Source organism: Streptomyces phaeoluteigriseus (genome assembly GCF_001896135.2).
GTDB classification, from domain to species: domain Bacteria; phylum Actinomycetota; class Actinomycetes; order Streptomycetales; family Streptomycetaceae; genus Streptomyces; species Streptomyces phaeoluteigriseus.
Genome location: NZ_MPOH02000009.1, coordinates 148,082 through 168,977, shown reverse-complemented (window position 1 = coordinate 168,977; position 20,896 = coordinate 148,082). Strand labels below are relative to the sequence as shown.

At 72.8% G+C, this 20,896-nt stretch carries 15 protein-coding genes and 2 pseudogenes; 4 read left to right on the top strand and 13 right to left on the bottom strand.

The window, feature by feature from the left end; translation table 11 throughout:
- The first annotated feature begins 64 nt into the window (after nucleotides 1-64).
- The 4 genes from BM536_RS08530 to BM536_RS08515 are packed head-to-tail and all read left to right on the top strand — an operon-like array spanning nucleotide 65 to nucleotide 4,276.
- The gene (locus BM536_RS08530) at nucleotides 65-775 is read left to right on the top strand and encodes an SDR family NAD(P)-dependent oxidoreductase (protein ID WP_094102768.1); all 711 of its coding nucleotides are present in this window, start codon (nucleotides 65-67) and stop codon (nucleotides 773-775) included.
- The gene (locus BM536_RS08525) at nucleotides 772-1,995 is read left to right on the top strand and encodes a lycopene cyclase family protein (protein WP_094102767.1); all 1,224 of its coding nucleotides are present in this window, start codon (nucleotides 772-774) and stop codon (nucleotides 1,993-1,995) included. Before BM536_RS08530 ends, BM536_RS08525 begins: the two co-directional genes overlap by 4 nt.
- A complete protein-coding gene (locus BM536_RS08520; protein ID WP_073492283.1) occupies nucleotides 1,992-2,726 on the top strand; it encodes a methyltransferase domain-containing protein in 735 nt (244 codons plus the stop codon). Before BM536_RS08525 ends, BM536_RS08520 begins: the two co-directional genes overlap by 4 nt.
- Nucleotides 2,727-2,779: 53 nt before the next feature.
- A complete protein-coding gene (locus tag BM536_RS08515; protein ID WP_425444617.1) occupies nucleotides 2,780-4,276 on the top strand; it encodes an FAD-dependent oxidoreductase in 1,497 nt (498 codons plus the stop codon).
- Between the two features lie 286 nt (nucleotides 4,277-4,562).
- Here the strand turns inward: BM536_RS08515 and BM536_RS08510 are convergent.
- The 13 genes and pseudogenes from BM536_RS08510 to BM536_RS41700 all read right to left on the bottom strand — a co-directional run.
- Nucleotides 4,563-5,569, bottom strand: a pseudogene (locus BM536_RS08510) (DUF5914 domain-containing protein).
- Complete coding sequence (locus tag BM536_RS08505) at nucleotides 5,566-6,564, bottom strand: phytoene/squalene synthase family protein (RefSeq protein WP_094102765.1); 999 nt, start codon at nucleotides 6,562-6,564, stop codon at nucleotides 5,566-5,568. Before BM536_RS08505 ends, BM536_RS08510 begins: the two are co-directional and overlap by 4 nt.
- Nucleotides 6,551-8,122 carry a phytoene desaturase gene (locus BM536_RS08500; protein WP_094102764.1) on the bottom strand — a complete coding sequence of 524 codons (1,572 nt, stop codon included), beginning with the start codon at nucleotides 8,120-8,122 and terminating at the stop codon, nucleotides 6,551-6,553. Before BM536_RS08500 ends, BM536_RS08505 begins: the two co-directional genes overlap by 14 nt.
- A complete protein-coding gene (locus BM536_RS08495) occupies nucleotides 8,119-9,261 on the bottom strand; it encodes a polyprenyl synthetase family protein (RefSeq protein WP_094102867.1) in 1,143 nt (380 codons plus the stop codon). Before BM536_RS08495 ends, BM536_RS08500 begins: the two co-directional genes overlap by 4 nt.
- A gap of 135 nt (nucleotides 9,262-9,396) precedes the next feature.
- Nucleotides 9,397-10,893 (bottom strand): cryptochrome/photolyase family protein, encoded by a 1,497-nt coding sequence (locus BM536_RS08490; RefSeq protein WP_094102866.1) that lies wholly within the window; start codon nucleotides 10,891-10,893, stop codon nucleotides 9,397-9,399.
- Nucleotides 10,894-11,342: 449 nt separating this feature from the next.
- Nucleotides 11,343-12,917 carry an SDR family oxidoreductase gene (locus tag BM536_RS08485; protein WP_094102763.1) on the bottom strand — a complete coding sequence of 525 codons (1,575 nt, stop codon included), beginning with the start codon at nucleotides 12,915-12,917 and terminating at the stop codon, nucleotides 11,343-11,345.
- A gap of 878 nt (nucleotides 12,918-13,795) precedes the next feature.
- Nucleotides 13,796-14,776 (bottom strand): GNAT family N-acetyltransferase, encoded by a 981-nt coding sequence (locus tag BM536_RS08475; protein WP_073492291.1) that lies wholly within the window; start codon nucleotides 14,774-14,776, stop codon nucleotides 13,796-13,798.
- 267 nt (nucleotides 14,777-15,043) lie between these two features.
- A complete protein-coding gene (locus tag BM536_RS08470) occupies nucleotides 15,044-17,155 on the bottom strand; it encodes an MMPL family transporter (RefSeq protein ID WP_073492292.1) in 2,112 nt (703 codons plus the stop codon).
- A 272-nt stretch (nucleotides 17,156-17,427) separates the two neighbouring features.
- On the bottom strand, nucleotides 17,428-18,300 hold the full coding sequence (locus BM536_RS08465) for a phosphatase PAP2 family protein (RefSeq protein ID WP_079274946.1): 873 nt from the start codon (nucleotides 18,298-18,300) through the stop codon (nucleotides 17,428-17,430).
- Nucleotides 18,301-18,423 (bottom strand): hypothetical protein, encoded by a 123-nt coding sequence (locus BM536_RS43925; protein WP_281258551.1) that lies wholly within the window; start codon nucleotides 18,421-18,423, stop codon nucleotides 18,301-18,303.
- Nucleotides 18,424-18,464: 41 nt separating this feature from the next.
- A pseudogene (locus BM536_RS08460) lies at nucleotides 18,465-18,809 on the bottom strand (hypothetical protein); the annotation flags it as partial.
- On the bottom strand, nucleotides 18,809-20,551 hold the full coding sequence (locus tag BM536_RS08455) for a bifunctional phosphatase PAP2/diacylglycerol kinase family protein (protein WP_094102762.1): 1,743 nt from the start codon (nucleotides 20,549-20,551) through the stop codon (nucleotides 18,809-18,811). The gene BM536_RS08455 and the pseudogene BM536_RS08460, both read right to left, overlap by 1 nt.
- A 160-nt stretch (nucleotides 20,552-20,711) precedes the next feature.
- Nucleotides 20,712-20,896 (bottom strand): hypothetical protein (locus BM536_RS41700; protein WP_211362848.1); only part of this gene is annotated, 185 nt, incomplete at its 5' end.

The following is a 20,896-nucleotide window of genomic DNA, read 5'->3' as shown; positions in this document are numbered from 1 at the left end:
TCGCCGCACGGAACAGACGATGGAGGCAGAGAGCCGGTGACCTTCCTGCGAGTGGGAGAAGAGTGTGGACCTCAGCGGCGCGCGCGTGTTGGTGGCCGGCGCCACCGGTGTCCTCGGCGGTGCGCTCACCGCCGAGCTGGCGGGCCGTGGAGCGTGTCCCGCGCTCGCGGGACGCGATCCGGCCCGTCTCGCTCAGGTCGCCCAGGCGTGTCCGGGGGCTCCGACCGTGCTGTTCGACGCGTACGACCCCGCGTCCTGTGCCCGCGCGGTGCACGACGCCAAGGCGGCTCTGGGCGGGCTGGACGCCGTGGTGGCGGCCTTCGGCGCGGTGGCCTTCGGACGGGCGGCGGAGGTGGGTGACGAGGTCGCGGAGCACCTGTACGCGGTCAACGTCCTCGCGCCCGCCGCCCTCTTCCGCGCCGCGCTCACCGTCATGGGCCCCGGTTCCGTGATCGCCGCGTTCACCGGCGTGGTCGCGGAACACCCGCAGGCGGGCATGGCCGATTACAGCGCGTCCAAGGCGGCGCTGAGCGCCTGGCTCGGCGCGGTGCGCCGCGAGGTACGGACCAACGGCATCCGTGTCCTGGAGGCCAGGCCCGGACACCTGGACACGGGCTTCGCCGACCGCCCCGTCGCGGGCACCGCCCCACCGATGCCGGCCGGAGGCGATCCGCACCGTGTCGTGGCGGCCCTCGCCGACGCGATGGAGACGGACGCCGAACTGCTGTTCACCGCCCCGGACGGCACACCCGTGGTCGAACGGCGCGCCAGGTGAGCCGACAACCCCCCGCATCCGGAGGGCCGTGCGACGTGGTCATCGTCGGCGGTGGCGCGGCCGGACTCAGCCTCGCCCACCGGCTGACCGCGTCCTTCTCACCCACCGTCACCCTCGTGGAGCCCCCCGACGGACCGCTGCGCCCTCCTGAACGGACCTGGTGCTACTGGGACCGCGGCGCCGCCGACCTCGACGAAGCGGTCAGCGCCTCCTGGACCAGACTGCGCGTGCACGGCACCGACGGCCGCGCGATCACCGTCCACCCGTCGCCGCTGACCTACCGCATGCTCCGGTCGACGGACTTCGAACGGCTGGTCCATCACCGGCTCAGCACGTCCCCCGGCGTACGCGTCCTGCGCGCGACGGCCGACATCGTGCGCAACACGGCCGACGGCGCTGAGGTGCGCTGCACCGGTCCCGACGGCAGGACGCTGTGGCTCCGGGCGCGACACGTCTTCGACTCCCGGCCGAGGCGCGCGCTGCCACCGGCCCGGACGCGGCTGTTGCAGCACTTCCGCGGCTGGTTCGTGCACACGGGGACGGACCGGTTCGATCCCGAAGTCGCCGACCTGATGGACTTCCGGGTACCGCAACCGCGCCACGGCCTCGCCTTCGGCTACGTACTGCCCCTGGCGCCGGACCGCGCCCTCGTCGAGTACACCGAGTTCTCCCGGACCGCGCTGACCACAGAGGCGTACGAGACGGCGCTGGCTCACTACTGCCGCGACGTTCTGCGGCTCGACGCGTTCACGGTCGAGTCGGCGGAGCAGGGGGCGATTCCCATGACCGACGCGCGCTTCGCCCGTCAGGTCGGCCCGGCCGTCTTCCGGATCGGGACAGCGGGCGGTGCCACCCGGCCGGCGACCGGCTACACCTTCGCCGCCGTGCAGCGGCAGAGCCGGGCCATCGCCGCGGCTCTGCACGCGGGCCACGTGGTCGTGCCCCCGCCACACGGGCGGCGGGCCCTCGCCATGGACGCCGTGCTGCTGCGGGCCCTGGACGAAGGACGGATCAACGGCCCCGACTTCTTCACGGACCTGTTCCGCCGCGTCCCGCCCGAACGCCTCCTGCGCTTCCTCGACGGCGACACCTCGCCCTGGGAGGAATGGAGCATCGGCCTGCGCACCCCCGTGGGCCCCATGCTGCGCACCGCCGTCGAACTGCCCTTCCTGCCACGCCGTTCGCGGCCGGCCCCACCCACCGGAGAAGACCACCGATGACACTGTTGCGCGACCACGAACTGGCATGCGCCTTCGACCACGCCTCGCACACCTACGACCGCCTGACGGCCCTCAACCCCGGCTACCGCACCGACCTGCTGCGTTCGGCGCGTCGCCTGAGGTTGCCCAGGGCCGGTGCCGGTCTGCACGTGCTGGACCTCGGCTGCGGCACCGGCGCGTCCACCAGAGCTCTCCTGCGGGCCGCGCCGCGCGCCCGGATCACGGCCGTCGACGCCTCCTCCGGGATGCTGCGGCGCGCGCTGGCCAAGCAGTGGCCCGCTCAGGTGCGGTTCCAGCACCTGACCGCCGAAGAAGTGGTGACGACGGGGGAAGGGCCCTACGACGCGGTGTTCGCCGCCTACCTGTTCCGCAATGTCACCGACCCGGACGGTGTCCTCGCAGCCGTCCGCTCGCTGCTGCGACCGGGCGGCCGACTCGCCGTTCACGAGTACAGCCTCAGCGGCTCCGCCGTCCACCGCGCCCTGTGGACTGCCGTGTGCCAGGCCGTGATCATCCCCGCGGGCACACTGAGCGGCGACCGCGCCCTCTACCGGCACCTGTGGCGCAGCGTCCTCGCGTTCGACACCGTGCCCGCCTTCACCGCGCGTCTGTCGGACGCCGGCTTCACCGGCGTACGCGCCGTGCCCGTCGCAGGGTGGCAGACCGGCATCGTGCACACCTTCCTGGCCTCCCGCGACGACGCCTCTCCATACGCCGAGGACGCCCGGTGAGCGCCCGCCGTCAGGCCACCCGCCGGGGGCGCGACCGCAAGGCGGAGATCATCATGCCCGCTCCGGGCCGCGACCGATTCGACCGCGAGGACGCGCCGTCGGTCGCCGTGGTCGGCGCGGGCATCGCCGGCCTGGCCGCCGCCACCCTGCTGGCCGAACGAGGCGCCCGCGTCACCCTCTACGAACGCGAGGACTCGCTCGGCGGACGTCTCACGGGTTGGCCCACCCGTCTCTCCGACGGGTCCCGGGCGACCATGAGCCGCGGCTTCCACGCCTTCTTCCGCCAGTACTACAACCTGCGTGGCCTGCTGCGGCGCACCGATCCCGGACTCGACCGCCTCCGCCCGCTGCCCGACTACCCGCTACGGCACAGCGGCGGACTGACCGACAGCTTCGCACGCGTCCCGCGCACCCCACCGTTCAGCGCGCTCGGGTTCGTCGTCCTCAGCCCCACCTTCGGCTGGCGCGACCTCGCCGGCATGGACGCCCGGGCGGCACTGCCGCTCCTCGACGTCCGCGTGCCCGAGGCCTACGAACGCTTCGACGACATGAGCGCCACGGCGTTCCTGGAACGCGTCCGCTTCCCCGAAGCCGCGCACCACCTGGCCTTCGAGGTGTTCTCCCGCAGCTTCTTCGCGGACCCGCGCGAACTGTCCGCCGCGGAACTGCTGCTGATGTTCCACATCTACTTTCTGGGCTCGGCGGAGGGGTTGCTCTTCGACGTACCGGACGAGCCCTTCCCCCAGGCCCTGTGGGAGCCGCTCGGTGACTACCTCCAGAGCCTCGGCGCCGTCATCCGCACCGGCACACCCGTACGCGGCGTCCACCCCGACGACGCCGGGGGATTGGAGGTGCGGACGGACGACGCCCTGGACCGGTACGAAGCAGCGGTCCTCGCCCTCGACCCCGGAGCGCTGCGTGAGGTGGTCGCCGCGTCACCCGGCCTCGGCACTCCGGTCTGGCGCGACGACATCGCCTCCCTGACGACCGCCCCGCCCTTCCTCGTCTCCCGGCTCTGGCTCGACCGGCCGGTCCGCGCCGACCGCCCGGGATTCCTCGGCACCAGCGGCTTCGACGGCCTCGACAACATCAGCGTCCTCGACCGCTACGAGGGGGAGGCCGCACGCTGGGCCGCCCGCAGCGGCGGTTCCGTGGTGGAACTGCACGCTTACGCCGTCGCCGCGGGGTCCGCACCGCAGACGGTGCAGAACCGCCTCATCGACAGCCTCCACCGCGTGTACCCGGAGACACGGCAAGCACGGATCCTGGACGCCCGGCACGCATGGCGCTCCGACTGTCCCTTCTTCCCGGTCGGGTCCCACACCCGACGGCCCACCGTGCTCACTCCTCACCCGAGGGTGACACTGGCCGGGGACGCGATCCGCAGCGACCTGCCCGTGGCCTTGATGGAACGCGCGGCCACCACCGGGTTCCTGGCGGCCGGAGCCCTGCTCGCGGACTGGGGAGTACGCGGACAGACGCTGTGGACGGTTCCCCGCGCCGGCCGTTCGACGGTGCTGCGCGCCCTCAGCCGCGTGGGAAACCGCTGAGCGCCGTTCTCCCGCTCAGGGGCGAACAGCTCGCAGGGCCCGCAGACGGCTCCGCCCCGTTCGCGCGGAAACCGGGGAGACCCGGGCCGAACACCGACGGCCGGGGAGCGGAGTGACACCGGCAAGGAACTGCCCGCCGACGGCATGCCGCCGCCGGCGAACAGGCTTCTCCAGCCGAAGCGGGGGAGGGCGGGCCACCCCTCACGCTCGGGCACAGATCCCGGCCCACAACGAGAGCCGGCCCCCGACCGGGCAGGCCGGAGCCCTCTCTCCGCCGCTCTGGTGATCACCCCGGGAACTGACCGCTGCTGCGCAGCTCCCAGCGCCGCTCCGCGTACGCGAGGTCGTCGCGCCACAGCCTGCCTGCTGTCCGGCGCATCAACGGGCGCAGCATGGGCGCCGCCGCCCGCGCCAGGGCGAAGCCGCGCCGGTCCGAGGCGGCGACGACCGCCTCGACGACGGCCGTCCGCGGCCGTTGGGCCGACTTGCCCGTCACCGGCGTGGCATGGGTCTCGACCACGGACGTGGACCCTTCCCCCTCCGTGATGCGCATGACCACCGTACGAGGCCCGGGAGCGGTGAACTCCGCCCGCACCGGCACCACCAGACGGTCGGTCACCCGGAAGGAGACGTCGACGACGAAGACGTCGTCCTCCGGTCCCTGTGGTGGCCGGGCCACCGTCAGGTCGACGAACGAGTACGGGTGGAACCACGACCCGTGCCACGGGTCGAGCCGATTGGCGACCACGTCCTGGGGTTCGCACCGCCCTACGGCCGTGAAGACGGCGTCCACCCCGCTGCGCGCCGCCGGCCGCACCGGCACCACGGGGCGCTCGGACGGCTCCTCGCCGCCGACCGCGTCCAACCGGACCCACACCAGCACGCCGTCGTCATGAACCGGGTACGGACGCCATCCTGCGAACGCCCCGTCGTCCAGGGCCAGTCCGTGCCAGTGGCACACCAGCGTTCCGCACACCACCCGGCTGTCCCGCAGGGGCGCACCGAGGTGCGGGCAGCTGCCCGGGCCCGCGCGCAGGTCACCGGTGTCCGACCGCCACAGCACGACCTCCACACCGCCCACCGTCCTGCCGTAGGGGCGGCCGCCGGCGCGAACGTCACGGGAGGCCCCGACGACGAACCAGTTCCCGGAGGGACGGGCGGAGGCCCGCTCGAGCGCGTCGGCGATCAGAGCCGGGCGGGCCTCGCGCCACGTCGGTGTCTGGGTCGCCCAGTCCGACCGGCGGCGCGCCGCAACGGCGGTGTCCAACGGGTCCGGTCCGCTCGGTCACTCACTTCACGGGTCCCTTCCACGGCAGCGGAGTGACGCCCGGCTGGGGCGCCCGACGGTCGGTGCGGACGGCACGCCATCGCGCGCCGGCGATCTGTACGACTCCGGCCGTCGCCGTGGCCGCGCGGCGGACTCGGGAGACCACCGCACGACGCTGCAGCACCGTGTACCCCTGGTCCGCGATCGCGTCGAGGATGCCGCCGTAGAGGGCGAACGCGGTCCGGATGCAGGGGCGGGTCCGCGGGTCGAGCATGGCGATGCCGGGTTCCGCCGCCCGGTAGACCTTCCGCGTCAGGTCTTCGGCGGCGACGAGTGCCGCGCGGATGCGCGGGTCGGTGCGGCCCGTGCGGCGGCTCCACTCGAGCATGGGCCGGTCCACGCCGTGGGCGGCGAGCAGGTCGGCCGGCAGGTAGACGCGCCCCCGGTCCAGGTCCTCGCCGACATCGCGCAGGAAGTTGGTGAGCTGGAAGGCCACCCCGAGGGCCGCCGCGTGCGGCGCCGCCTCCTCACGGGGGACGACCGTGCCGAGTACCGGCAGCATCTGCAGCCCCATCACCGCGGCGGAGCCGTGCATGTAGGTCCGCAGGTCGGCGTAGGTGGGATAGTCCGTGACGTGCAGGTCGCTGCGCATCGAGGCCAGGAAGTCGGCGAACAGCGTGTGCTCGATGTCGTACCGTTCAGCGGTGTCGGCGACGGCCCGCACCACCGGCTCGTCCCCCGTCCCGGTGCGCAGCCCGCGTGCGAGGTCGTCCTCCAGACGCATCAGCCGACGGTCGCGTTCCCGGGGTGTCCGGTGCCGGTCGAGGTCGTCCACGATGTCGTCCGCCCAGCGGGCGAAACCGTACAGGGCGTGCACGGCGGACCGCCGCTCCACCGGCAGCAGGCGGGTGGCCAGGAAGTAGCTCTTGCCGTGACGGGCGTTGAGTCGTCGGCACTCGGTGTAGGCGGCACGCAGGGCGGGGTCGGTGATGCCCGCGGCGTCCAGCTCACGACGGGTCATGGGCGCCTTCCGCGGTCGGTGCGACGGCTCGGGTGCCACGCCGTGCCGGACGCGTGTGCACGTGACGGATGCCGGTACGTCCGCCGGTCACGCGGCCGGCGGCGAGCTTGCCGCTGATGAGCACGGTCGGCACCCCGACGCCGGGGGTGGTGCCGCAGCCCGCGAGCACGACGTTCTCCAGGCCGCGCACCAGGTTGCGTGGACGGAACGGGCCGGTCTGGGCGAAGGTGTGCGAGACCGAGAAGGGGCTGCCCGCGGCATGTCCCTGCGCCGTCCAGTCCAGCGGCGTCACCAGCAGCTCCTCCTGGACGCTGTCCGCGAACCCGTCGAGTCCCCGGCGCTCCAACTCGGCGACCAGGCAGTCGCGGTAGCGCGGCCCCAGATCACGCCACTCGGCCCCGGAAGGTCCCACGTCGGTGTTCGGGCAGGGCGCCAGGACGTAGTGCAGGTGCCTGCCTGGTGGAGCCAGGCCGGGGTCGTGCGTGGTCGGCCGGGTGATCAGCAGGGACGGGTCGCTCATCAACTCTCCCGTGCGGGTGAGCTGGTCGAAGGTGCGTTCCCAGGCGGCGCCGAAAGACAGCGTGTGGTGGGCCAGACCGGGCCACGTGCGGTCGGTTCCGGCGTGCAGGACGACCGAGGACGGTGAGTGACGCAACCGCACCGGCCGCTTCGGAGCGCGTCCCAGGAGCCGGTGCGCGGCGGGCAGCTCGCACGTCAGCACCACGGCGTCACAACGGATGCTCTCGCCCGACGCCAGACGCACGGCACGGACCCGGTCCCCCGACCGTTCCAGCATGGTCGCCTCGGCCGACCAGCGGAACTCGGCGCCCGTCTGTGCCGCCGCGTTCGCCATCCCGCGCGGCAGCGCGTGCATGCCGCCCTTGGGGAACCAGACGCCGGCCACGGTGTCCATGTAGGCGATCACCGCGTAGGCCGCGAGGGCTCTGGCCGGGGCCACACCGGCGTACAGGGCCTGGAAGGAGAAGACCCGGCGCAGCCGGGGGTCGGCGAGGAAACGGCCGATACGACGGTCCAGCCGGCCGAATCCGCCCAGCGCCGCCAGACGTGCCAGGTCCGGGTGCAGCAGTTGGAAGGGAGAGTCGAAGTTCGTGTCGATGAACCGCCGCATCTGGGCCCGGTACAACCGCTCCAGCCAGTCCCGCAGTTCGCGGTAGCCGGCTGCCTCCGCCGGGCCCGCGAACCGTCTGACCTCGGCCTCCATCGCCTCGCCGTCGGTGTGCACGTCGAGGGAGCTGCCGTCTGCGAAACAGGCCCGGTACGCGGGGTGCAGGGCCGTCAGCTCGACGTGGCGGTCGAGGCTGTCGCCCACGGCGGCGAAGGCTTCGTCGGCCAGGTGCGGCATGGTGAGGACGGTGGGTCCGGTGTCGATCTCGTAGCCGCCCAGGCGTACGCGGCCCGCCCGGCCGCCGGGGCCGTCGTCCCGTTCGACGACCGTCACTCGGCGACCGGCGCCCAGAAGGTGCAGCGCGCAGGCGAGGCCGGACAGGCCGGCGCCCACCACGACCACGTGGTCCGTGGGACCCGCTACCGTCCTCACGCGGCCTCCCCCGTGCGGTGGGGCGCCATTCCGGACGCTCGTCCGACCAGCGCGGCGAACTCGCGCCGCACCGATGGCTCCGCGCCGGTCCGGTCGAAGTGCCGCAGGCTCGTCGCGGCCAGCTCGGTGACCTTCGACTCGACGACGGCCCGCGCCCCCGTGCGCTCCAGTGCCGCCCGCATGCGGCGCACGGTGTCGTCGGACACGGACGGCGCACCCGGGGCCAGTACGTCCGCGGCTTCCCGGTCACCGGAGGCCTCGGCGAGCCGGGAGCCGACGGCGAGCAGATAGGTGAGCTTGCGCGTGCGGAGGTCGTCCTCGGACGACTTGCCCGTCTCGGCCGGGTCGCCGAAGGCACCGAGGATGTCGTCGCGGAGCTGGAACGCGAGGCCGGCGCACCGTCCGGCGGAGCGCAGCGCGTCCAGGACGGTGGCATCGGCGCCGGCCAGGGACGCGCCCAGCGCCAGCGGACGCTCCACCGTGTACAGGGCGCTCTTGAGGGTGGCGATGGTCACCGCCTCGTCGACGCCGGACGCGCCGGTGGCCTGCGCGTGGATGTCCCGGTACTGTCCGGCGACCATCTCGGTGCGCATGGCCTGCCACTCGCGGTGCAGTTGTGGGCCGTGCGGCGAGCCGAGCACCGTCTCCGTCATCAGGTCGTCCGCCCAGGCCAGGGCGAGGTCGCCGGCGAGGACCGCCGCGGAGGTCGCGAACGTTTCGGGTGAGCCCGTCATGCGTGCGGTCTCATGCATGCGGGCGAGGTCCACGTGTACCGCCGGCGCGCCGCGACGCAGTGGTGATCCGTCCATCAGGTCGTCGTGGATGAGGGCGCAGGCCTGGACGAGTTCGAGGGCCGCACCGGTGCGCAGGACCGGCGTCGCATCCCCGGTTCCGCCGGCGGCCCGCCATCCGCACCACGCGAACGCCGTGCGCAGCCGCTTCCCGCCGCGCAGGACCAACGAGGCGACGCGGTCGGCGATGTCACGGGCGAACACCGGGTCCGCCTCGCGGGCGCGTCCCAGCACATCGTCGAGGACGCGCCCGAGTTCCGCCTCGGCGGCCCGGGCCCCCTCGCGGGCCGTGAGCGGACCGTCGGCCCGCCCGACCGGTTCGGCCACCGTGGGCCGCAGTCCCAGCATGCGCAACTCCTTCTCACTCCCGGTCATCTGCACACCGTTGCTTCGGCGGAGTGGCCCTGTACGGATGCGCTGATTCCTGCCCGGTTGGCGGGTCGTCCCGCTGACGCCCACTCCATCGGCCCAACCTCCGCCTCGTCATGGCGGTGCGTCACCTCTGTCGCGCTCCTGGCGGCGTACCTCGGGGAGATCGGTCAGCCGACCGAGCTGGTGCACCGGTCGGGCGGTGCGATGGTTGCGGCCGAGCCGGTCCCGGTGCCTGTCGAGGAAGGCCCAGTAACCGGCCGTGTAGGGGCAGGCCTGCTCCCCGGTCCGGTCCCCCGGCCGGTAGCGGCACGGTCCGCACAGATCGCTCATACGGTGTACGTAGGCGCCGCCCGACGTGTACGGCTTGGTCGTCATCCGGCCGCCGTCGGCGTACTGGGACATGCCGACGACGTTGGGCACCATCACCCAGTCGTATCCGTCCACGAAGCAGCGGTGGAACCAGTCCGTGACCGCGGCGGGGTCCCAGCCGCGCTGAAGTGCGTAACTGCCGAGGATCATCAGCCGAGGGATGTGGTGGGTCCAGCCCGTGTCGCGCACCTGGGACAGCACCGTGCGCAGGCACCGCGCCTCCACCGCGTCCGCGTCCAGCTCGCTCCACCAGTGCGGCAGCGCGGCGGTGTGGCGCAGGACGTTGGAGCGCCGGTAGTCCTCGCCGAAGTACCAGTAGAGCTGCCACACGTACTCGCGCCAGCCGGCGATCTGCCGGACGAACCCCTCCACGCTGTTGAGAGGAGCCCGGCCGGCGCGCCACTCCGCCTCCGCGCGCTCGACGCACTCGGCCGGGTCGAGCAGGCCGAGGTTGAGCGAGGACGACAGCAGGCTGTGGCTCATCACCGGGTCGGCGGCGAGCACGGCGTCCTCGTAGGGGCCGAACGTGGGGAGGCGGTGGGTGAGGAAGCGTTTGAGGGCGGCCCGAGCCTCGGCGCGACTCGCCGGGAACGCGCGCGGTGCGTCCCGTCCGACGAAGGCGACGTCCCCGTCCCTCTCCCAGCGGTCCAGGTCGTGGCGGACCTCGTCGTCGATCTCGTCCTCCCGCGGCCGGAACGGTGCGGGAACCTGGAGCGTGGAGGCTGCGCGCGGTGGGGGCTGCCGGTTGTCGTGGTCCAGGTTCCACCGGTCGCCGGCCGGGGCGTCGCCGTCCATCAGGAGGTCGTGGCCTTTGCGCACCCACCGGTAGAAGTCCTCCTGCCGCAGCCGCTCGCCGCCCTGTCCGTCGGCCCACGCCGCGAAGTCGTCCATCGGCACCAGGAAGCCCCGTGCGGGACTCAGGGTGACCTGGGGGAGTGAGCGGACCAGCCGCAGTGCCGCGTACGAGGTCGGGTGGTGCACGGTGACCGGACGGTCGCCGGCGGCCTCTTCAAGCCCTTGCCGGTAGGTGTCGGCCCGCACGTAGGTCATCCGTTCGCCCAGTTCGGCCGCCCGGTGGCGCATGGCGGAGAGGATCAGGTGTGCCTTGGCCCGGTGGAAGCGGCGGCGGCGGAACACCGAACGCGCCTCGATCATGAGCAGCGGGGTGTCGCGGCCGGGGCCGCCGTCGCCGGGGGTGAGGAAGTGAGGACCGAGCTGGTCGCCGAAGAGCCAGTGCACGGCGTGTCCCTTCTCAGTAGCGACCGCGGGCGTGCGCGGGGCGCGCCGGCCCGTCGGAGAGGTCGAGCACAGGTTGGGGGTGGTCGAGGCGGGCGCGCCGGGGCTCGTGGAGGAACCGGTCCTCCACGAGCGGTTCGGGTGCCCAACTGCGCACGAAGTTCCGTACGGGTCGCGGCGTTTGCGCTGAACGACCGGGTTGCGGATCCCGTGTCGTCGCGGCGCGGCGGCCGGGTCGAGCAGGCAGTCGGTGGGGAAGATGTCGCGGCTGGGTGCGTCGAAGCCCGCGGTGTGTACGCCGGGGGCGCGGACGTGGGGGGCGACCTCCGCGTCGGCCGCCGTGGGTACGGGGCGCGGCGTCGGATGGTCGTGCGGGCGAAGATCCGAGGTGAACAGGACGACCGCGCGGGTCATGTCGTCGCTCCTGAGAGGGTGAGACGGTTGCGTGCGGCCTAGCGACGAATGATCCTGACGAACCGGGCGTGCCCGGTGCGGTCGGTGCGCGGTGCACGTCCGGGTGCCCTCGTGCCTTTGGCGGCGGCCTGCGCGATGTTGCGGGCCATACCGCCGAAGACGACGGCGTGGAACGGTGCGACACCCCACCAATAGGCGTGGCCGAGCAGTCCGCGTGGATGGAACAGTGTGCGCTGGCGGTACCGGGTTCGGCCGGCGGTGTCCGTTTCGACGTACATCTCCAGCCAGGCGAGTCCGGGCAGTCGCATCTCGGCACGCAGCCGCAGCAGACGGCCCGGCTCGATCTCCTCGACCCGCCAGAAGTCCAGCGGGTCACCGACCCGCAGGCGCTCGGCGTCGCGTCGTCCGCGGCGCGGACCGACTCCGCCGACGAACCGGTCGAGCCAGCCCCGGACCGCCCAGGCGAGAGGGAAGGAGTACCAGCCGTTGTCGCCGCCGATGCCTTCGACGACCTTCCACAGCGACGCGCGGGACGCGTCGACCGGCAGGTGCCGGTCGTCCTCGTAGAGGCTGCCGCCGGCCCAGTCGGGGTCGGTGGGCAGCGGGTCGCTGGGGGCGCCGGGCGCGACGTCGGACGACCAGCGGGCGGCTACCTGGACGTCCCGAACCCTGCGCAGGGCCAGGGCGAGGGCCTCGTCGAAGGGCAGCGGCCGGCCCGGAGGATCGGGCAGGTACCGGGCGATGTCGTGTTCGTGGCACACGACCTCGTGGCGCAGGGATTCGGTCAGCGGCCGGGCGATGGACGCGGGCACCGGGGTGACGAGGCCGACCCAGTGGCTCGACAGCCGCGGGGTGAGGACCGGTACCGGCACGATGAGCCGCCGCCGCAGTCCCGCGATGACGGCGTAGCGGCGCATCATCTCCCGGTAGGTCAGAACGTCCGGTCCGCCGACGTCGAAGGCCCGGTCGACGTCGGGCGGCATGGTGGCCGAGCCGACGAGGTAGCGCAGGACGTCGTGGACCCCGATCGGCTGCGTCCGTGTGTGCACCCAACTGGGGGTCACCATCACGGGCAGCCGCTCGGTGAGATAGCGCAGCATCTCGAACGACGCCGACCCGGAGCCGATGACGATGGCCGCCCGCAGCACCGTGGCGGGCACCGGGGCGTCGAGGAAGATGCGCCCGACCTCCGCCCTGGAGCGCAGATGAGGGGAAAGGGAGCGCTCGGACACCCCTTTCGGGGTGAGTCCGCCGAGGTAGACGATCCGTCGTACTCCGGCGGCGTGCGCCTGCTCGGCGAAGATCCGGGCGGCGCGGCGGTCGGTGTCCTCGAAGGTGGAGCCGGTTCCGAGTGCGTGCACGAGGTAGTAGGCGACGTCGACACCGCGCATGGCCTTGGCGACGGAGGCGGCGTCCGTGACGTCGCCGCGGACGGTTTCGGCGTCCTGGGCCCAGGGATGGTCGCGGAGCTTGCCGGGGGAGCGGGCCAGACACCGGACCCGGTGACCGGCCTGGAGCAGTTCAGGCACCAGCCGTCCGCCGATGTACCCGGAGGCCCCGGTGACCAGGCAGCGCAGCCGTTCGCCGTTCCGCTGTCCATCAGTGGCTGCCACGAGTGCTCCTTCCGCGTGGGCGGTCCAACCCGCTCGTCCGTCCGATCATGGCTGCTGCAGTGCGACCGTGCCTGTCGCGCCCTCGTGGTCGGCGACCGTGACGGGGAGGCGGAGGCCGTTCGGCTCGGCCGCCACCTTCCGTCGGGTTCCCGGCGCCGGTACCGGCGCCGGGAGGCCGACGCCGACTCGGGCCACGGGGGCCCGCTGTGAGTCCGCAGTCCAGCAGGGCCAGGGCCGTCCGTCTCCCGGCCTTCGGTACCGCGGGAGCGGGCGGGCCGGACGGGTGACCGGGCGGGCGGAAGAACGGGGTGCGAGGGGTTGCGTGGTACGCCAGCTGGACGTCCCTGCGGTGCCCGCGCCTATGGGACCTCGGGTTTCGGGCCGGCACGGACTGCCGCTGCCGCTGGGTGGCGGAGCGCAGGCGGGACAACCGCGTGGTCGCAAACGTGGATCCGACTGCTCCGCACGGGCGAACCGCATCGTGCACGACCCGAGGCGAGGCCACTGGCACCACCTGGTTCACTTCGCACGCGGCGCCACACCGCGGGATCGGACTCGGCCAACGGGCCGCCCTCGGCCGCACCCGCGTTGGCGAGCACCACGGACGCCGGCCCGCTCCGCGCGGATGTCCGCGCGTTACCCGGCGGTGCCCCCGGTCGTCCGTGACGCCGACCCTCCGAGCACTCACGGACCGCCGGCGGCGAGCGCTTGACCCGCCGACTACGTCCATGCCGACTACGTCCATGCCGGCTATGTCCATGAGCGAGGACAGCACTTCGGCAGTGGGCCGGGAGGTGTCCGGCCGTCGGCGCCGACGCGAAAGGTGCACGGGTTCGGGCAGCACCGGGCCTTCCTCGTGGGACGAGTGCGGCGCGGTCTCAGCGCCAGTCGTCGATCACGTAGGCGTCGGGGTGGCTGTAGCCGGGTTCGTTGGGCCTGTGCATGGCCACGCCCTGCAACCAGGTGCGGAAACCGCGGTCGACCATTCGCCGGTAGGCATCCTGGCGGGCCAGGTTCATTCCGGCGTCCAGTTGGCCCAGGCCGCGCTCGGCGGCGAGCCGCTCGCACGCGGTGAGCAGTCGTTCGAACCGGTCGGCCGCCTCCGGGCCCGGGCGCACGGCGCCGAACTTGACGAAGCACACGTCCTCTCCGGCCTCCGACCCGGGTCCGCAGTGGCAGACGGCCAGGCCGTCGAGGTCGGAGCCGGCCCCCTGGAGCAGGATGGTGTCACCGAGTCCCTGCGCGTGCGTGGCCACGATCTCGCGTTCCACGTCCAAGCCCTCGAAGACGGCCCCGGTCAGTGTGCGACAGAGGCTCAGGGCGTCGAGCCGCTCGGCGGCGGGAAGTTCGCCGTACAGCGCTCGGCCGGGGACCGCCGTACTGCCCGCGATCTGCTTCTTCATGATGGCTGTGAGGAACCGGGGCCAGAAGCCGTACCGGCGGTAGAGCTCGAGGTGCTTCGCACTGTGCGAGAAGGTGAACAGGCCCAGGTGTCGGTTCCCCCAGGTCCCGAAGCATTCCATGACCGGCTCCATGAGGCGCCTGCCGATGCCCTGGTCCCACAGGTCCGGATGTACGGTCAGCGGGCCGAAGTACCCGACGCTGCCCCAGTTGACGGCGAAGTTCGACGCGACGACCTCGCCCTCGACCGTCGCTGCGAAGGCCGCGTGGGGATCGGCCGCCCAGCGAGTGCGAACGTAGTCGGCGGTCCCGAAGAACGTCTTCGGCTCGGGAGCCCCGAGGAACGTCCCGAAGGCGACCCTGAAGATCTCGTCGGCCCGATCCAGGTCCGCCTCACCCAGCGGGCGGACCGACACGGGGCCCGTGCCCCTCTTGCGCTCCTCTGCCGGTGGGATCATCGCTCTCTCCTTCCCGACCCCCTGTTTCATCGCACCACGGACGTGCGCCGCAGGCGAGGCGAAAGGTCCGCCGACAGCCGGGGACCGAGGACCGGCCTCAGGAAGGTCACCTCGTACCCGGGACGGGGAGTCGGTCGACGGGCCCTGTCCGTTCTCTCGCCACCATCGACGACTCTCGCCGACCCGCGTCCGACGGCCCCTTCCCCGCGGCGACGGTCGTCCTGCTCACCGTGAGCACCGTCGACGCCGTGGGTGTGCCGGCAGCTCTCACGTCGACGGCTGCTGCCCAGTGGCGTGTCCGGTGTCCTCGTGCGCCAGGTGGCTGGGCCACCAGGCCCTGGGACCGATGTCGAGCACCAGCGCCGGGACCAGGAGTGAACGGACCACGAGGGTGTCGAGCAGGACTCCGAACGCCACGATGAACGCGATCTGGACGAGGAAGGCCAGCGGGATCACCATCAGGGCCGCGAAGGTTGCGGCGAGTACCACGCCGGCCGAGGTGATCACTCCTCCGGTCGTGGTCAGTCCGCGCAGCACGCCCTGCCGATTGCCGTGTGCGAGCGCCTCCTCCCGTACCCGGGACATGAGGAAGATGTTGTAGTCCACGCCGAGGGCGACCAGGAACACGAAGCCGTACAGGGGCACGGAGGCGTCCGTGCCGCTGAAGCCGAGGAGGTGCTCGAAGACCAGGGCCGACACTCCGAGAGTCGCCAGGAAGTTGAGGGCGACGGTCGCTACCAGCAGGAGTGGTACGAGCAGGGAGCGCAGCAACAGTACGAGGATCACCAGGATGATGACGAGCACGACCGGCACGATGAGCGTACGGTCCCGGGCAGCCGTCTGCTGGGTGTCGTACTGCTGCGCCGTGTACCCGCCGACGAGTGCGTCGGCTCCGGGCACCGCGTGCAGGTTCGCACGCAGGCGCTCCACGGTCTGCTTGGCGCCGTCGCTGTCCGCCGAGGCCTCGAGGGTGGCGTCGATGCGGACACGTCCATCGGCCACCAGTGGCTCGCGCGCCCCCGGCCGTCCCGACGCGGAGACCGCGTCGGCCGATGCCACCCCCTCGGTCTCCCTGGCGGCTGCCGTCACCTGGGCGGTGCGGTCGGCGTCGGCGATGATGACGGCGGGATTGCCTGAGCCGCCGGGGAAGTGCTCCCCGAGCGTCTGCTGGGCGGCGACCGAGGGCGCGTCGTTCACGAAGATCTCGTCGAGAGGCACACCCTTCGCCGACAGCGAGGGGGAGAAGGCGGCGAAGACGGCGAGGCCGAGCGCGGTCACCACCCAGATGCGTCGCGGCCGGGAGGCGACGAGCGCGGCGACGCGACGCCACACCCCGTGTCCCCGGTCGGACGCGTCGGAAGCCTTCGGCCGGGACGGCCAGTACGCCGACCTGCCCAGCAGGGCCAGCACGGCGGGCAGGAAGGTCAGGCTGGAGAGCGCCGCGCACACGATGCCGATGGCACCGACCGGTCCGAGCGCACGGTTGTTCGTGAGGTCGCTCGCGAGGAGAGCCAGCAGCGCGAGGGCCACGGTGGCCGCGCTCGCGGCGATCGCGCCGAACGACCGGCGTACGGCGGCCAGCGCGGCCGATGACGGGTCCTCCCGCAGGACCAGTTCCTCACGGAACCGCGCGGCCAGGAGCAGCGCGTAGTCCGTCGCGGCGCCGATGACGAGGATGGAGAGGATGCCTTGTACCTGCCCGTCCACGCGGACCACGTCGTGATCGGCCAGGACGTAGACGATTCCGCACGCCAGACCGAGAGCGAACACGGACCCGAGGATGATCAGGAACGGCAGCAGGATGCTCCGGTAGACCAGCAGCAGGATCAGCAGAACGGCGGCGAGCGCCACTCCGAGCAGCAGTCCGTCGATGCCCGCGAAGGCGTCCGACAGATCTGCCTGACTCGCCGCCGGGCCGGCGATCTGCGCGGTGGCGCCCGGCACGCTCCGAGCGGCCTCACGCACCTCGCTCAAGACGTCCGGTAGTCCGTCGCCGAGATCGGGCTCCAGCTGGACGACCGCCTGCAACGCCTTGCCGTCCTCGGAGGGAAGAGCGGGCGAGGGGGCGCCGACCACTCCGGACCGTCCGGCGAGGCCGTCGATCGCGCGGGTGGCCGAAGACCGCTGCGCTTCGGTGACGCGGCCGTCGTCCGCCGTCCATACGACGATGGCGGGCAGGGTTTCGGACTGGTCGAACGCCTCGCGGGCCTTGAGGACCTTCGTGGACTCCGCGCTCTGTGGCAGGAAGGCGGCCTGGTCGTTGGTGGCCACCTCGCCGAGCTTGCCGGCGTACGGCCCGAGAGTGCCTCCGACTCCGAGCCATGCGACGAGCAGTACGAGCGGGACGAGCCACCGGGCCCAGCGCGGGGTGGTTCTCATGGGTACTCCGAGCATCCTCGTGGTCAACTAAGTCACTGACAAAGTATCTTAATGATTGAGTAATATTACACGTGATCATGCGCGGAGCCGTCAGCACCACGCCACCACCTCTTCCGGAGATCGACCGCACGGGGTTGCAGTCCTTGGCTGCAATTCCTGACGTGAGTGCCAGGAGCGGAACCGCACATCGACCTCGCCCGTCGACACCCTCACCACGGTGTCGAGATCGCTTCAGGTGCGCCGCGGCGAGGACAGCCGGGTGATCGCGCGGATCACCTGTGGCGTCGGAACACCCTCGCGCCCGAGGCTGGACCGCCTGCGCGGTGACCGCCAGGCACGGGCGCGGAACGCCTCCGTGTCGGCGCGGACAACACGGAGGGCTCGGGGTGCGGGCCGGACAGTTCGGGTTCCAGGCCGTCGGCCAGCTCGGTGGTGCGACGGCCGATGTCAGCGCGCCACGCCTCGAAGGCCCCGGCCGTGAGGGCGACGACGACGAGACCGAGGAGCCAGCCCCCCACCACGTCGCTGAACCAGTGCACGCCCAACGCGACGCGGGTGAAGCCGACACCGAGCACCGAGAGCACCGCGAAACACCAGCACCCCGCCCGCCACGCGCGCGGCACTATGGGCAGCAGGACCAGCAGCAGGATCGCGAACGACGTGGTGGCCGTCATGGCGTGGCCCGAGGGGAACGAGTAGCCCGGCGCGTGCGCCACCGGGTCCTCCAAGGTGGGCCTGGCCCGCTCGACGACCACCTTGACGAGCACCCCGATCAGCCCGCCGGCCACCGCCGTCACGGCGGACCAGGCGGCGAGCCGCCACGCCCCGCGGCGCAGCAGCCAGAGGGTGAGCAGCGCGACCACGACGCGCAGGGTCACCGGATCCCAGACCCAGTCGGACAGGAGACGCAGCGTGCCGGTCCAGGCCGGGTGGTCCAGCGCGGTCTCGTTCAGTCGCCGCGCCGCGCTCGCGTCCAGTCGGCGCAGCGGCTGCCACCGGCCTTCGACAAGGACCACCAGCAGGCCGAACGCCACCGCCGCGAGCGCGGCCACGACGGCCGCGCCGAGCAGACGCACGCCGAACCTGTGGTCGGCCTCCCGGCGGCGACGCTCGCGGGAACGGCGCGTGGTGAACCGTAGGGGCATTCAGACTCCCGGGTCGGTGCGGGTCGGGCCGGGGCGCATGACCCGCACGGCTTTCAACTGCTCGAAGGCGGACAGTCCGAGGAACAGGGCGACGGAGGCCAGATCGGCCCCGGCCGCCATCACGATGAACTCCGCGCCGAGCGGCGGGCCGACGTTGTCGGCCGGTGGATCGCCAACTCGGCGAGTCTGCCGATGTCCTCGGGGTGCGGGGCGGTGGGCAGCCCGACGAAGGCGATCGCCGGCGGGATCCCCGCCGGCACCGTGCGGCCGTCGACGGCATGCCGTGTGGCTCCGTACCGCGTCACCGAGAGCATCGAGAGCACCGAGAGCACAGTGTGCAGGGCGAGCGCGCGGGAGGGTGTGAAGCCGTCGGCGTGGCGCAAACGTACGAAGACGTCGCGCGGCAGCGGCCGGCGGCCGTAACGGCACAGGGCCACCAGCGCCTCGCCGGGGCAGAGTTCCTCGCCGGTCATGTCCCTGGCCTCGGGGAACTCGGTCGCCGTACCCATCACCCGTCCCCGGACGGCAGCAGCATCGTCAGCGCGCCCGGACGGACCTCCGCGGTGAGGCGCCGGCCCGGAGCGACCGGATCCCCGTCGAGTTCGCGCAACTGCTGGGTCTCGAAGGTGAACTCGGCGCGCCGGAAGGTGAAGAACTCCACCGGGACGCCGGTACCGGTGTCGTCGGCGGCGAGGGTGTCCGCGGACGTGGACCGCGCTGTCCTCGCGCCGCCACGCAGCAGCGCTCCGAGAGCGCGGATCCAGCCACCGGGTCCGCGCGGGTCGAGGACCAGCAGGTCGAGCCGTCCGTCGTCGGGCCGGGCGGCGGGCACGAGCGTGAGACCGCCCTGCACGGAGCCGACGTTGGCGAGGAGGACCATGCGGGCGGTACGGCGCAGGGCCGGCGCGCCGTCGAGCCGGATCGTCACGCGCATCCGGGGTGAGCGCAGAGTGGTGATGCCGGCCAGTACGTAGGCGGGCCAACCAAGCAGGGACTTGGCCCGGTCGTCGGTGTTCTCCATGATCGCGGCGTCGAGTCCGGCCCCGGACATGGCGGCGAAGTGGGTGGCCTCAAGGCCGTCGCCCTCGATGTGGCCGAGGTCGATGTGTCGCACGGCGCCGCGCAGCGCGGCGTCGAGCGCGGCGACGGGGGACAGCGGAAGGTGGAGGTTGCGGGCGAGCAGGTTGCCGGTGCCGCTGGGCACCAGGACGAGGGGCACACCGCTGCCGGCCATGGCGTGGGCCGCCGCGCGCACGGTGCCGTCCCCACCGCAGACCACCACCAGTGTCGCGCCCGCACGGATCGCTCGGGCGGCCTGGCCCCCTCCGGGGTCGTCGACCGTGGTCTCGACGAACTCCGCCGAGGTGCGACCGTGTTGGCGGAGCACGGCCCGCAGTGCGGCGCAGGCGCTCTCGTCCGTCACGGTGGGGTTGAAGACCACGACGGTGCGGCCGGCCGTCGGTGCACCGCGGCCGACGTCGGCAGCCGGGGCGGGTCGCATGGCGGGAACGGCGGCCACCGTACCGTCGGTGAACAGGGCACGGCCGACGATCAGCAGCGACAGGCCTCCGTTGACGAGGCCGCCCACGAGGTCGGTGGGGTGGTGCATGCCCCGGTAGAGACGGGCGAGAGCCACCATCAACGGCACGAGCAGCAACAGCCCGCAGACGACCTTGCGCAAGGGACCACGGATGCGGGACAGGGCGATCGCGGCCAGCCCGGCATACAGCGCGGTGGCCGCTCCGGTGTGCCCTGAGGTGTAGCTGGAGGTGGGCGGGGACGCGTCGAGGCGGTCCACCTCCGGCCGGTGACGGTCCACCGACTCCGTGACGACGAGGAAGACCAGCGCCTGGAGGACGAGGGCGCCGCCGAGGAAGACGGCCTGGCGCCACATCGGCAGCCGGGGGACGAGGATCAGCCCCAGGCACGCCGCAAACGCGATGGCGATCACCGTGAGGGTGTTGCCGGCCTCCGACACGAACCACGAGAGGGCGTCGAGGGCGCCGGTGCGACGGCGCTCCAGGGCCTCGCTCGCGTCGTCCTCGACGGTCATCGGCCACACGTCGCGCGCGGGACCGGTGATCAGCAACCCGATACCCACCATGAACGCGGCCTGGCAGAGCGTCAGAGCACCGATCCGCGCGGCGGTCCGGACGGTGCCGCGAGGCAGGGCGCGGGTGCGGGAAGGCCTGAGGGCCCCGGGTGATTCACCGGGCAGGTGAGTGGGTCTCTCCGGCACGGCGGTCGGCATCGAGGTCTCCCACAGGTCGGCGCCTCGCGGCGTTCTTTGCGGCCGGGGGTGTACCCTCCCGATCCACCGCCGTATGCCCGCGAAGTCGTCCCCCAGACCTGCGGATTGCTCGCAGACACTCCACATCCCCACGCAAACCCGCCGAGAGGACGCACGCCCTTCACATCGTGTGGGGCCCGTCGGTCCGACGCTCCCGGCCCACCGATGGGCGGGCCACGCCCTCGGCGCGGAACTCGGGTCTGCCGCCCCTGCGGGCGAGCAGGTGCGGTGACCCTTGCGAGGTCTCCTGCGCGGGGGCGCGCCCGACTGCCACGGCTGCACCCGGTGGGCGGTGGGCGTGGGCGG

Coding starts and splice junctions, on each gene's coding strand:
- BM536_RS08495 (WP_094102867.1), bottom strand. CDS start 9,261: ATGCTGGGACTGCGGCCCACGGTGGCCGAACCGGTCGGGCGGGCCGAC.
- BM536_RS08470 (WP_073492292.1), bottom strand. CDS start 17,155: ATGAGAACCACCCCGCGCTGGGCCCGGTGGCTCGTCCCGCTCGTACTG.
- BM536_RS08505 (WP_094102765.1), bottom strand. CDS start 6,564: ATGACCCGTCGTGAGCTGGACGCCGCGGGCATCACCGACCCCGCCCTG.
- BM536_RS08455 (WP_094102762.1), bottom strand. CDS start 20,551: ATGCCGACCGCCGTGCCGGAGAGACCCACTCACCTGCCCGGTGAATCA.
- BM536_RS08520 (WP_073492283.1), top strand. CDS start 1,992: ATGACACTGTTGCGCGACCACGAACTGGCATGCGCCTTCGACCACGCC.
- BM536_RS08515 (WP_425444617.1), top strand. CDS start 2,780: ATGCCCGCTCCGGGCCGCGACCGATTCGACCGCGAGGACGCGCCGTCG.
- BM536_RS08475 (WP_073492291.1), bottom strand. CDS start 14,776: ATGATCCCACCGGCAGAGGAGCGCAAGAGGGGCACGGGCCCCGTGTCG.
- BM536_RS08465 (WP_079274946.1), bottom strand. CDS start 18,300: ATGCCCCTACGGTTCACCACGCGCCGTTCCCGCGAGCGTCGCCGCCGG.